The following is a 12485-nucleotide window of genomic DNA, read 5'->3' as shown; positions in this document are numbered from 1 at the left end:
AACGGTCGTTCGTAAATTTTTACGGACAGCGCGTTGACGCCAGGCGCCGGTGACAAATCGAACGCGGTGGGCGATTTTAACGCTTTGCGCAACGGCCTGCCGAAGATGGCTCAATCGGCGAACGGCATACCGACCCCACAGATGAAAGGGAACGCTGATCGTATGGGGCTCATGGGCTCGCGCGCTTGCCGCTGCGGTTCTCTTACGCCACAAGCAACTCGAGCCGACGGTTAAGCCGCGGTTCGAGTTCGAGCACCTCTTTGGCGAGGTTGATCTGCTTGGCCGATTTCGCGACGTCAAATACGTCTGCCCTGATCTCATACCCGCCACGCGCGGTCAGCCAGTCAAGGATGTCCGACAGATGCCACACCGAGGCGCTACCCTCGTGAACCGGTGGCGGAAAATCGATTGCATGGCTCAGCATCAGCTTGCGCATGTTTTGCCGTGACACGCCCGCTACCTCAGCGGCATCCGTGAGGCCGACGAAATCCGGCCCCGCCTCGACCAGGCGCGCTGACGGCACTGCCTGCTTGATATCTTTGAGTGCACTGACAAGCGCTTCAAACGCCGACGCGCCTTCACGAGTAAAAAACAGCGCAATGCGCCCCGGTTGCCCCACGCCGATAGTAGCGTCGTCGCATCCGGCTTCGCCCAGCCGCTCGACGATCGCGTCAAGCTCGCAGTCTTCCGCAGCGAGCCGGTACTTCAAGGTGAACACATATTCCATTAGCTACTCCTGCCTTCATTCAGACACGGGCTTTGCCCTTCGAACACTTTTACTGCCGGCGCGTCGTGCAGTTGTCGACGATGCGCCTAAGGTGCTTTGCGTGATTGCCGGGACTTTTCGGCGTACTCCACACGCTCGAAATACAGAACTCGCCGCAACGACATTCCGCGTCGTTGTAAGGACAGTACATCTTTCCCCTGGCGTGACCTTTACCGCCGCCCTGGACACGCCAGCCGTTTCTTTCCGCGTAAGCCAGCGCGGCCTCGATCTCTTTCCTGGAATGGATTCCACGAACCATCTATACCCTCCAATTTAGGGCATGCGCACATGGTTGTCAAGTGACAACCATGTGCGCATGCGACCACAATCGAATCCATCTCACACCCTTCGTTATCCAAAATAAGTGTGATGACAAAGCCGGTTGCCAGACGTCGATACTAGAGCGGCAATGGCCGTGGGGCGAGACTGTCAGATGGCATAAGACAAGACCCGCGTTTCAGACTCGGGGGAGCGCATTGAGTCGATATCGTGGCCGCAATGACAAAGCCCCTGCCGGTCATAGACCAACAGGGGCTTTTTGTAGATTGTCCAGCCGGCGCCTGACTCGCGCCCGTTCTGCGTTCTGAACCGAGAGCGCTATTGCGGCTCGGCCATTGGCCATGCACCCGACAACACCTTCTCCAGCCAGAACGTGCCGATGATGGTTTTCACGTCCGTCACCTTGCCCGACCGTACCCATTCCAACATATCGGTGACGCTGGCGGTGAACAGTTCAAGGAATTCACCGTCGTCGAGTTTGCGCTCGCCGGCAATCAGCCCACGCGCCAGGTAAATATCGATGAATTCCGTCGAGTAGGAAATGATCGGATGAATGCGCGTCAGATAAACATACTCGCGCGCCGTATAACCTGTCTCTTCCTGCAGTTCGCGTTTCGCGCAGGCCAGCGCGCCTTCGTTCGGATCGAGCTTGCCAGCCGGATACTCGACCATGACCTTGCCCATCGGATAGCGGTACTGGCTTTCCAGCAACACGCGGCCGTCGTCGAACAGCGGAATCACCATCACGGCACCCGGATGCTGAACGTACTCGCGGGTAGCCTGCTTACCGTCCGGCAAGCGGACGGTATCGCACTTGAGCGTAAGGAACGGCCCTTGATGGATCGTTTTGCTCTCGAGACAGGTCTCGGTGAGCGCGGCGTCGTGATCGGGAAGTTCAGCCATATGCGACCTCAGAACAGCGTGGTGCGCGACAGCGAGACGCCGTCAGCGACGTTTGACGAGATACTGGAAGGTAAAGCCGGGGAATGCGAACACGACGAACAACGCGAACGTGATCGCGTAGAACTGCCACCCCTGTTCGAAGCGGTTACCCGCGCGCGCTTCCAGCAGAAAACCGAGCGCGCCGACTACAAAGTACAGCACGATCAACTCGGCGATCCGGATCCAGGCGCTCTTCTTCGCCGCTTTCAACGGCACGGCGGCGAAGAGACGCTGATTCAGGAACGGCAGGTTGGCGCCGACCAGCGCCAACAACACGATAAACCAACCCGCAGCCGACATCAGAGCAGCAGCGTGTGCTGGATAGCCTGCAGGCAGGCCTTCAACAGCGGATCCGGCACGATACCGAGCACCAGCACCGCAACACCATTGAGCGCAAGCAAAGCACGCGTGCTGGTGTCGGCGACGATCGGCGACTTGTCTTGCGGTTCGTCAAAGTACATCAGCTTGACGATACGCAGGTAGTAGAACGCACCGAACAGCGAAGTGATCACGGCCAACACGGTCAGCCAGGTCAAACCGGCATTCATGGTTGCCTGCAGCACCGCGAGCTTGGCGTAGAAACCGACTGCAGGCGGGATGCCGGCGAGCGAGAACATCATCACCATCATGACGAACGCGAACACCGGGCTGCGTTGATTCAGGCCCTTGAAGTCTTCAAGCGTGTCCGCCTCGAAATCGCGGCGTGCCAGCAGCATGATGACGCCGAAGGTGCCCAACGTCGTAATCAGGTAGACGATGCTGTAGTACATCGCCGAACCGTACGCATTGGCCGCGCCGGTCGTCTTCTGATCCACTACGCCCGCCAGCAGGCCGAGCAGCACAAAGCCCATGTTCGAAATCGCCGAGTACGCGAGCATACGCTTGACGTTGCGTTGCACGATACCCGTGATGTTGCCGACGATCAGCGACAGCGCGGCCAGGATCACCAGCATTTCCTGCCATTCGACCGCCAGCGGCAGCAGGCCCATCACGAGGAAGCGCAGGCCCCATGCGAATGCAGCCACCTTCGGGCCGCCGCCGACCATCAGCGTCATGGCCGTCGGAGCGCCCTGATACACGTCAGGCACCCACATGTGGAACGGCACCGCACCCATCTTGAATGCCACGCCTGCCACGATGAAGATCACGCCGAACAGCAGCACGCTCGGATCGTAGTGGCTCGTGCCGATCGCCTTGAACACTTCGTTCAGGTCGAGCGAACCGGTCGCGCCATACAGCATCGAAATACCATACAGCAGGAAGCCGGAAGCCAGCGCGCCGAGCACGTAGTACTTCATGGCAGCTTCGTTCGACGGCGCCGCGTCACGACGCAGTGCAATCGCACCGTACAGCGACAGCGACATCAGTTCCAGACCAAGGTACAGCGTCAGGAAGTTGTTGCCGGAGATCATCACGAGCTGGCCGAGCAACGAGAACATACCCAACAGGAAGAACTCGCCGCGGAACAGCCCGCGATCCTCGAGGTACCGGCGCGAATAAACGATCGACACGGCATAACCGAGCGTCACCACTGCCTTCATCACGCTGGCGAACGAATCCACCACATACATGTGACCGAAGAAGTAGTGCACCTGCGGGTCGAACGCGTTCACCGCGAACCAGATGCCGGCAATCAGCGTCGAGAAGAACGCAATGAAATACGTGGTACGGCGACCGGCCTGGCCGACGAACGTGTCGTTGAGCCACGCGACGACAACGGCGAGCATCACCAGTGCGTCGGGCAACAGGGCAGTCATAGGGGCGTTTTGCATGATCTTTAAATTCCTCCGCTCTGCATTACTGTGGCAACGGCAGCTTGGACTGCGCGACGTGGGAGAGGAGGTTTTCCACGGATACGTGCATCACATCGGTAAAGGGCTTCGGATACAGGCCCATGAACAGCGTCAGTGCGGCGAGCACTGCCAGCATGAAAAATTCGCGACGGTTGATGTCGAGAAGACCCTTCACGTGATCGTTGGCGACCGCGCCGAAGTACACGCGCTTGTACATCCACAGCGTGTAGGCCGCACCGAGAATCAGCGTGACAGCCGCACCGCCTGCGATCCAGAAGTTGTACTGGACAGCAGCCAGAATCACCATGAATTCGCCGACGAAACCGGAAGTACCCGGCAAGCCGCAGTTGGCCATCGAGAACAGCATCACGAACGCCGCGAACTTCGGCATCACGTTGACGACACCGCCGTAATCGGCGATCTGACGCGAGTGCATACGGTCATACAACACGCCGATGCACAGGAACATCGCGCCCGACACGAAACCGTGCGAGATCATCTGCACGATCGCGCCTTCCATACCGAGCTGGTTGAAGATGAAGAAGCCGAGCGTCACGAAACCCATGTGCGCAATCGACGAATACGCGACCAGCTTCTTCATGTCGGCCTGCACCATCGCGACCAGACCGATGTAGATCACCGCGATCAGCGACAGCGTAATGACGACCGGTGCGAGGAAGTGGCTTGCGTCCGGCGCGATCGGCAGCGAGAAGCGCACGAAACCGTAGGCGCCCAGCTTCAGCATGATCGCGGCCAGCACGACCGAGCCGCCGGTCGGCGCTTCCACGTGGGCGTCAGGCAACCACGTGTGAACCGGCCACATCGGCACCTTCACGGCGAAGGCCATGAAGAAGGCTATGAATAACAATATCTGCGGCGTCATGCCGATCTGCGCGTTCTGCCACGTAGCCAGATCGAACGTGCCGGTCTGGACGTACAGGTACAGCAACGCGACCAGCATCAGCAGCGAGCCCATCAGCGTGTACAGGAAGAACTTGAACGCCGCATACACGCGGTTCGCCCCACCCCACACGCCGATGATGATGTACATCGGAATCAGCGTCGCTTCGAAGAACACGTAGAACAGCATGCCGTCCGCTGCGCTGAACACGCCGACCATGATGCCGGACAGGATCAGGAACGAAGCGAGGTACTGGGCCACGTTCTTCGTGATGACTTCCCACGCGGAGATCACGACGATCACCGTAATCAATGCGGTCAACACAACGAACCACATTGAGATGCCGTCGACACCCAGGTGGTACGTGATATTGAAGCGCTCGATCCAGTTCGCCTTTTCGACGAACTGCAGATCGGCCGTGCTCGAATCAAAACCAGTAATCAGCGGGATCGTCACGATGAAGCTGACGACCGAGCCGATCAGCGCAATCCAGCGCGCCGGAGCCGGGTTCCGGTCGGAACCGATAGCCAGGACCAGGAGACCTACGAGGATCGGGAACCAGATCGCGATACTGAGAATCGGATAAGCGTGCATTAGTGTCCCTCGCCTTATTTGCCGCCGAGCGTTACAAACAGGGTCAGGAGCCCCAACATGCCGATAATCATGGCAAACGCGTAGTGGTAGATGTAGCCGGATTGGAGGAAGCGGATCACGCCGGCAAACCAGCCAATAAAGCGCGCGCTGCCGTTGACGATGCCGTCGATAACCACGACGTCGCCTTCCTTCCAGAGACCACGGCCAATGGCCACGGCGCCCCGCGCGAACACGACTTCGTTGATCTTGTCCATGTAGTACTTGTTGTCGAGCAGCGTGTAGATCGGACCGAACGCGCGCTTGATGACAGCCGGCAGATCAGGACGAACCAGGTACAGGAACCACGCGGTCACCACACCCGCGAGTGCCAGCCAGACCGGCAGACCGGAGACGGAATGCAGGCCCATCGACGCCCAGCCCTGGAATTCTTCAGCCATGTCATGCAGCGCCGGATGGTTTTCGCCGACGAAGATCACCTTGTCGAACGCCACGCCGTGCTGGAAGAAGTCGCCGAACAGCATCGGGCCGATACCGATCGCACCGATCACCACCGACGGAATCGCCAGCAGCACCAGCGGCAACCACACCACCCACGGAGTTTCATGCGGCTCGTGCGCGTGGTCGTCGTGACCATGACCATGGCCGTGTGCGTCATGGCCGTGACCGTCATGCGCATGCGCTGCGGCCTCGATACCCATCGGCGATTCCGGATGCTTGGGATCGCGGAAGCGCTCCTTGCCGTGGAACACCAGGAAGTACATACGGAACGAGTACAGCGCAGTGACGAACACGCTCGCCACGACCGCGAAGTATGCGAAACCCGAACCCGGCAGATGCGACAGCTTCACTGCGTCGATGATCGAGTCTTTCGAGTAGAAGCCCGAGAAGAACGGCGTGCCGATCAGCGCGAGCGAACCGACCAGCGACGTGATCCACGTGATCGGCATGTACTTGCGCAGGCCGCCCATGTTGCGGATGTCCTGATCGTGATGCATGCCGATAATCACAGAACCCGCGCCGAGGAACAGCAACGCCTTGAAGAACGCGTGCGTCATCAGGTGGAAGATGGCGACCGAGTAAGCCGATGCGCCGAGTGCGACCGTCATGTAACCGAGCTGCGACAGCGTCGAGTAAGCCACCACGCGCTTGATGTCGTTCTGGACGATCCCGAGGAAGCCCATGAACAGCGCCGTGATCGCACCGATAATCATGACAAACGACAGCGCCGTATCCGACAGTTCGAACAGCGGCGACATGCGCGCGACCATGAAGATACCGGCCGTCACCATGGTTGCCGCGTGAATCAGTGCGGAGATCGGCGTCGGGCCTTCCATCGAATCCGGCAGCCAGACGTGCAGCGGGAACTGCGCCGACTTACCCATCGCGCCGATGAAGAGGCAAATACAAGCGACTGTCAGCAGACCCCAGTCCGTGCCCGGGAAGCTCAAGGCCGCGAGTTCGGTGCGCTTCGCGAACACGTCGCCATAATTCATCGAACCGGCGAAAGCGAACAGCAGGCCGATACCGAGCAGGAACCCGAAGTCGCCGATGCGGTTCACGATGAACGCTTTCATGTTCGCGTAGATCGCGCTCTCGCGGGTGAAGTAGAAGCCGATCAGCAGGTAAGACACCAGACCCACCGCTTCCCAGCCGAAGAAGAGCTGCAGGAAGTTGTTGCTCATCACGAGCATCAGCATCGAGAACGTGAACAGCGCGATGTACGAGAAGAAGCGCTGGTAGCCGTCGTCGTCGGCCATGTAGCCGATCGTGTAGATGTGCACCATCAGCGACACGAAGGTCACCACGCACATCATCATCGCCGTCAGCGAGTCGACCAGGAAGCCGATCTCGAACTTCGTCTTGCCAATCGTCATCCACTCATAAACGGTCGCGTTGAAGCTGGCGCCGTTTAGCACATCGAAAAAGACGATGGCCGAGAGGATGAAAGAGATCGCGACGCCGAGGATCGTGACCGAATGCGCGCCGGCTCGCCCTACCGCTTTCCCAAACAGCCCCGCAATCAGGGAGCCGGCCAGCGGTGCCAGCGGGATCGCCAGCAGCAGGTTTTCATTGAGTGTCGTTGACATAACCGCTTTACCTGAAATTAACCTTTGAGCTGATCGAGGTCCTCGACATTGATCGTGTCGAGGCTACGGAACAGGGTCACCAGAATCGCCAGGCCGATCGCTGCTTCCGCTGCTGCAACCGTCAGCACGAAGAAGACGAAGATCTGGCCATGGATGTCGCCGAGGTAATGCGAAAACGCGACGAAATTGGTGTTCACCGCCAGCAGCATCAGTTCGATCGCCATCAGGATGATGATGACGTTGCGGCGGTTCAGGAAAATGCCGACGATGCTGATCGCAAACAGGATCGCACCAAGGACAAGGTAATGAGCAAGGGTCAACATGATTTCTATCTCCTGTCCGCTCAGCTGTTCTTAGCGGGTGCCGAGTCGGCCGCAGCAGCCGCTGCCGCTTCTTCCGCCGCGACGGTTGCCGCGGTCTTTTCAGATGCCATCTTCACGATGCGCACGCGGTCCTTGGCACGCACCTTGACCTGCTCGCTGACGTTCTGACGTTTGCTGTCTTTCTTGTGACTCGTGGTCAGCGCGATTGCCGCGATGATCGCCACCAGCAGCACAAGGCCGGCGACTTCGAACGCGAAGATGTAGTCGGTGTAGATGACCTTGCCGATCTGGCGGGTGTTCGACCAGTCGGCCATACCGTTCGCGGCAGCCGTGGTATCGCGCAGCACCGTGGTGGTCGCACCGTAGCCGTGCCACAGGATCAGCGCGGTCTCGATCACGATGATCGCGCCTACCAGCGTGGCCATTGGCACGAAGCGTTTGAAGTCTTTGCGCAGCACGTCGATGTTGATGTCCAGCATCATCACGACGAACAGGAACAGCACCATCACCGCGCCGACATACACCAGCACCAGCAGGATCGCGAGGAACTCGGCCTGCAGCAGCATCCAGATCGCGGCTGCGTTGAAGAACGCCAGCACCAGAAACAGTGCGGACGAAACCGGGTTGCGCGAGGTGATCACCTTCAGCCCTGAAACCACCAGGAGCAGCGCGAAGATGTAGAACAGTACGGTCGTGAATTCCATGATTACCGGTTCATCGTTAGGCCATCGTCAGGCATTGTTCTTTGGCACGTGTGGCGGATAAAAGCGGCCGAAACCGCCAGAACAACCGCACAAGTGCGCCGTGCCGCGGCGGTCAAACCGCGGCGCTCGGCCCGACAGCAGGCCGTGTTACTGCTGCATTTACCGCTTCAACAGAAGCGCTTCAACGATACGGTGCATCGGCTGCCTTGCTCGCAGCGATCTCCGCTTCATAGCGATCGCCCACGGCCAGCAGCATGTCCTTCGTGAAATACAGGTCGCCGCGCTTTTCGCCGTGATATTCGAGAATGTGCGTCTCGACGATCGAGTCGACCGGGCAGCTCTCTTCGCAGAAACCGCAGAAGATGCACTTGGTCAGGTCGATGTCGTAGCGCGTCGTGCGGCGCGTGTTATCCGCACGGGTTTCCGATTCGATCGTGATGGCGAGCGCCGGGCACACCGCTTCGCACAGCTTGCAGGCGATGCAGCGTTCTTCGCCGTTTTCATAGCGACGCAGCGCATGCAGGCCGCGGAAACGCGGTGAAATCGGGGTCTTCTCTTCCGGGAACTGCACCGTCACCTTGCGCTGGAACGTGTAACGTCCGGTCAGCGCGAGGCCTTTGAGCAGCTCCGTCAGGAAGAAGGTCTTGAAAAAGTTTTGGATTGCGGTCATGGGTTCATCCGCCCTTTATTTCCAGATATTCAACGGCGACATGATCCAGAAGCCGACCACGATGAGCCACACCACGCAAACCGGAATGAAAATCTTCCAGCCCAGACGCATGATCTGGTCATAGCGGTAGCGCGGGAACGTGGCACGCGCCCAGATGAATACCGACAGCAGCAAGAAAACCTTGGCGACGAGCCAAACGATGCCCGGGACAAACGACAGGAAGCCGAACGGTGCGCTCCAGCCGCCAAGGAACAGTGTTGCAGCCAACGCCGAGATCACGATCATGTTGATGTACTCGGCGAGGAAGAACAGCGCAAACGCCATCCCCGAGTAATCGATCATGTGGCCCGCGACGATTTCCGACTCACCTTCCACCACGTCGAACGGGTGACGGTTCGTTTCGGCGATGCCCGAGATAAAGTACACGACGAACATCGGCAAGAGCGGCAGCCAGTTCCACGACAGGAAGTTCAAGCCGTAGCCGGCGAAAATGCCGCGCTCCTGCGACGTGACGATGTCCGACAGATTCAGGCTGCCCGAGGTCATCAGCACGACGACGAGGGCGAAGCCCATCGAAATTTCGTACGAGACCATTTGAGCGGCCGCGCGCATGGCACCGAGGAACGCGTACTTCGAGTTCGACGCCCAGCCGGCCAGGATCACGCCGTACACGCCGACTGACGAAATTGCGATCGCGTACAGGAGACCCGCGTTGATGTCGCCGAGCACTGCGCCCGCCTGGAACGGAATCACCGCCCAGACCGCGAAGGCCGGCACCACCACCATGATCGGCGCGATCATGTAGATCCAGCGGCTGGCCTGGGCTGGCTGAATCACTTCTTTCAGCAACAGCTTCAGCACGTCGGCAATCGGCTGCAGCAAACCTGCGGGGCCCACGCGGTTCGGGCCGAGACGCACGTGCATCCAGCCGATCAGCTTACGCTCCCAGAGAATCAGGTAAGCCACGCACAGCAGGATCACGACGGCCACCACCAGGATGCGCACCAGCGCCCACACCGTGGGCCATGCCACACCGAGAAGCTGGGTGCCGCCCGAGTTGATCGTATCGAACAAGCTCATTTACGCCTTCTCCACCACCAGTTCACCGAACAGGCTGCCCAGCGCTGCACCGGCAGGTGTAGCTGCCGATACGCGGACGACCGTCTCCGCAAGATTCGCGTCGCGCACGGCCGGCAACTGCACCGATTGCTCGCCCTGGCGCACGCGCACTGCGTCGCCTTCCTTCAAACCCAGTTTGTCGAACAGCGCAGCCGGCAGACCGGCCGAATTCGCTGCGCGCGCCGCTGCCGTCAGATGCAGCGACTCCGCGCGACGCACCAGCGCGTCAGCATGATAGATCGGCACGTCGGCGATACGCTCGAACTTGCCTTCCGCTGCCTTCGCTGCCTTGCCGCGTGCAACCGTGGCACCCGTCTTGTTCGACAGACGCGACTTGATCTCGCCGTCGCCAAGCGCTGCCGTGCGCACTTCTTCTGAAGTGTCGAATTCGAAGCCCGGCACGCCCAGCAGGCTACCCAACACACGCAAGACCTTCCATGCCGGACGCGTGTCGCCGAGCGGGCGCACGACGCCGTTGAACGTCTGCACGGTACCTTCGGCATTGACGAACGTGCCGGCCGTTTCCGTGAACGGCGCAATCGGTAGCAGGACGTCAGCGTATTCAGCGCCCATCTGGAACGGCGACATCACGACGACCATTTCAGCCTGCTTCAGCGCGGCCAAAGCCTGCGCCGGATTGGCCGTGTCGAATTCAGGTTCGACGTTCAGCAACACATAACCCTTGCGCGGTTGCTCGAACACTTCGCGAGCGTTCAAACCACCTTCGCCCGGCAATGCGTTCACAAGATGCGCGCCAACCGTGTTGGCGGCTTCCGTGAGAAAACCCAGCGTTGCACCGGTCGCGTCTGCGATCCATTGCGCCGCGGCGTGAATCGCTGCGAAGTCCGGATGACGGACCGCGCCGTTGCCGAGCAACACCAAGCGGTGTTCGCCGGTAGCGAGCGACTTCGCGACTTGTTTGTTGGCGTCCGTCGGCTGCGTGCCGGCGAAGGCTTCCGGCAATGCCACGCCGTTTGCTTCCGAAACCGCGCCGGCGATGCCGGCCAGCGCGTCGAGCCATGCCGACGGCGCGGCAACTACACGCTGCGCTTGCGGGATCATCGCGTCGTCGTTGGTGGCTTGCACGAGCGTGAGCTTCGTGCCGCTCTTGGCGGCTTGACGCAGACGCGCGGCGAACAGCGGATGATCGCGGCGCAGATCCGAACCGATCACGAGCGCCGAATCCACGTTCGACAGATCGGCGATCGTCGTGCCGAGCCACGGCGCGCCGTTGACGGGTGCGGAGAAATCCGACTGACGCAGACGGAAGTCGACGTTAGGCGTACCGACCGCTTGCGCCAGCTGCTTCAACAGGAACAGTTCTTCGACGGTGCTGTGGGCGCTACCGAGAACGGCCAGCGCGTTCGCGCCGTGGTCGCCCTTGATGCCCTTCAGACCCTTGACCACATATTCGAGCGCGGTTTGCCAGTCGGTCTCGACCCACTTGCCGCCTTGCCTGAGCATCGGCAGCGTGAGACGTTCCGGGCTATTCAGGGCTTCGTACGAGAAGCGGTCCTTGTCCGAAATCCAGCATTCGTTGATGGATTCGTTTTCGAACGGCAGAACACGCATCACGCGGTTGTTCTTGACTTGCACCACAAGGTTCGCGCCGACGGAATCGTGCGGGCTCACCGACTTGCGGCGCGACAGTTCCCACGTGCGGGCGCTGTAACGGAACGGCTTGCTGGTCAATGCGCCAACCGGGCACAGATCGATCATGTTGCCCGACAGTTCGGAGTCAACCGTCTTGCCGACGAAGGACGTGATTTCCGAATGTTCACCGCGGCCCAGCATGCCGAGTTCCATCACGCCGGCCACTTCCTGGCCGAAACGGACGCAGCGCGTGCAGTGAATGCAACGCGACATTTCTTCCATCGAGATCAGCGGGCCGACGTTCTTGTGGAACACGACGCGCTTTTCTTCGCTATAGCGCGATGCCGACTTGCCGTAGCCCACGGCCAGATCCTGCAACTGACACTCACCGCCCTGATCGCAGATCGGGCAATCCAGCGGGTGGTTGATCAGCAGGAACTCCATCACGGCTTGCTGGCCCTTCACCGCTTTCTCGGACTTGGTGCGCACGATCATGCCCGCTGACACCGGCGTGGCGCATGCAGGCACGGCCTTCGGCATCTTTTCGACATCGACCAGACACATCCGGCAGTTGGCCGCAATCGACAGCTTCTTGTGATAGCAGAAGTGAGGAATGTACGTGTCGACCTTATGCGCAGCCTGGATCACCATGCTGCCTTCAGGCACCTCTACTTTCTTGCCGTCTATTTCAAGTTCAACCATGATGGTCAATCT

At 59.9% G+C, this 12485-nt stretch carries 12 protein-coding genes; all 12 read right to left on the bottom strand.

Annotated features, from left to right (window positions below; genetic code table 11):
- Window positions 1-202: 202 nt before the first annotated feature.
- Window positions 203-727, bottom strand: a complete 525-nt coding sequence (locus PQQ96_RS30600; protein ID WP_408299515.1) for a helix-turn-helix transcriptional regulator — start codon at window positions 725-727, stop codon at window positions 203-205.
- Window positions 728-776: 49 nt separating this feature from the next.
- Window positions 777-1025, bottom strand: coding sequence for a hypothetical protein (locus PQQ96_RS30595; RefSeq protein WP_408299513.1), 249 nt, complete (start codon window positions 1023-1025; stop codon window positions 777-779).
- Window positions 1026-1363: 338 nt separating this feature from the next.
- Complete coding sequence (locus tag PQQ96_RS30590) at window positions 1364-1948, bottom strand: NUDIX domain-containing protein (RefSeq protein WP_408299511.1); 585 nt, start codon at window positions 1946-1948, stop codon at window positions 1364-1366.
- 42 nt (window positions 1949-1990) lie between these two features.
- Window positions 1991-2287: a DUF2818 family protein gene (locus tag PQQ96_RS30585; RefSeq protein ID WP_007175603.1), complete on the bottom strand. Its 297-nt coding sequence runs from the start codon at window positions 2285-2287 to the stop codon at window positions 1991-1993.
- A complete protein-coding gene (nuoN, locus tag PQQ96_RS30580; protein WP_408299509.1) occupies window positions 2287-3759 on the bottom strand; it encodes an NADH-quinone oxidoreductase subunit NuoN in 1473 nt (490 codons plus the stop codon). The genes PQQ96_RS30585 and nuoN overlap by 1 nt, the downstream gene beginning before the upstream one ends.
- A 25-nt stretch (window positions 3760-3784) precedes the next feature.
- The gene (locus PQQ96_RS30575; protein WP_408299507.1) at window positions 3785-5275 is read right to left on the bottom strand and encodes an NADH-quinone oxidoreductase subunit M; all 1491 of its coding nucleotides are present in this window, start codon (window positions 5273-5275) and stop codon (window positions 3785-3787) included.
- Window positions 5276-5289: 14 nt separating this feature from the next.
- The gene (nuoL, locus tag PQQ96_RS30570) at window positions 5290-7362 is read right to left on the bottom strand and encodes an NADH-quinone oxidoreductase subunit L (RefSeq protein ID WP_408299505.1); all 2073 of its coding nucleotides are present in this window, start codon (window positions 7360-7362) and stop codon (window positions 5290-5292) included.
- A gap of 17 nt (window positions 7363-7379) precedes the next feature.
- Complete coding sequence (gene nuoK / locus PQQ96_RS30565) at window positions 7380-7685, bottom strand: NADH-quinone oxidoreductase subunit NuoK (RefSeq protein ID WP_027795463.1); 306 nt, start codon at window positions 7683-7685, stop codon at window positions 7380-7382.
- 20 nt (window positions 7686-7705) lie between these two features.
- Window positions 7706-8389, bottom strand: coding sequence for an NADH-quinone oxidoreductase subunit J (locus PQQ96_RS30560; protein WP_408299503.1), 684 nt, complete (start codon window positions 8387-8389; stop codon window positions 7706-7708).
- Between the two features lie 181 nt (window positions 8390-8570).
- Window positions 8571-9059, bottom strand: coding sequence for an NADH-quinone oxidoreductase subunit NuoI (gene nuoI, locus PQQ96_RS30555; RefSeq protein ID WP_054034957.1), 489 nt, complete (start codon window positions 9057-9059; stop codon window positions 8571-8573).
- Window positions 9060-9074: 15 nt separating this feature from the next.
- Window positions 9075-10139 (bottom strand): NADH-quinone oxidoreductase subunit NuoH, encoded by a 1065-nt coding sequence (gene nuoH, locus PQQ96_RS30550; RefSeq protein ID WP_172168824.1) that lies wholly within the window; start codon window positions 10137-10139, stop codon window positions 9075-9077.
- Entirely contained in the window at window positions 10140-12473 is a 2334-nt protein-coding gene (gene nuoG, locus PQQ96_RS30545; protein ID WP_408299501.1) for an NADH-quinone oxidoreductase subunit NuoG, read from the bottom strand. It lies immediately after the preceding gene.
- Window positions 12474-12485 lie beyond the last annotated feature (12 nt).

It is taken from the genome of Paraburkholderia sediminicola, assembly GCF_046027825.1.
Classification (GTDB): Bacteria; Pseudomonadota; Gammaproteobacteria; order Burkholderiales; family Burkholderiaceae; genus Paraburkholderia; species Paraburkholderia sediminicola_D.
The sequence above is the reverse complement of the archived record's forward strand: the minus strand, read 5'-3'. Positions and strand labels throughout refer to the sequence as shown.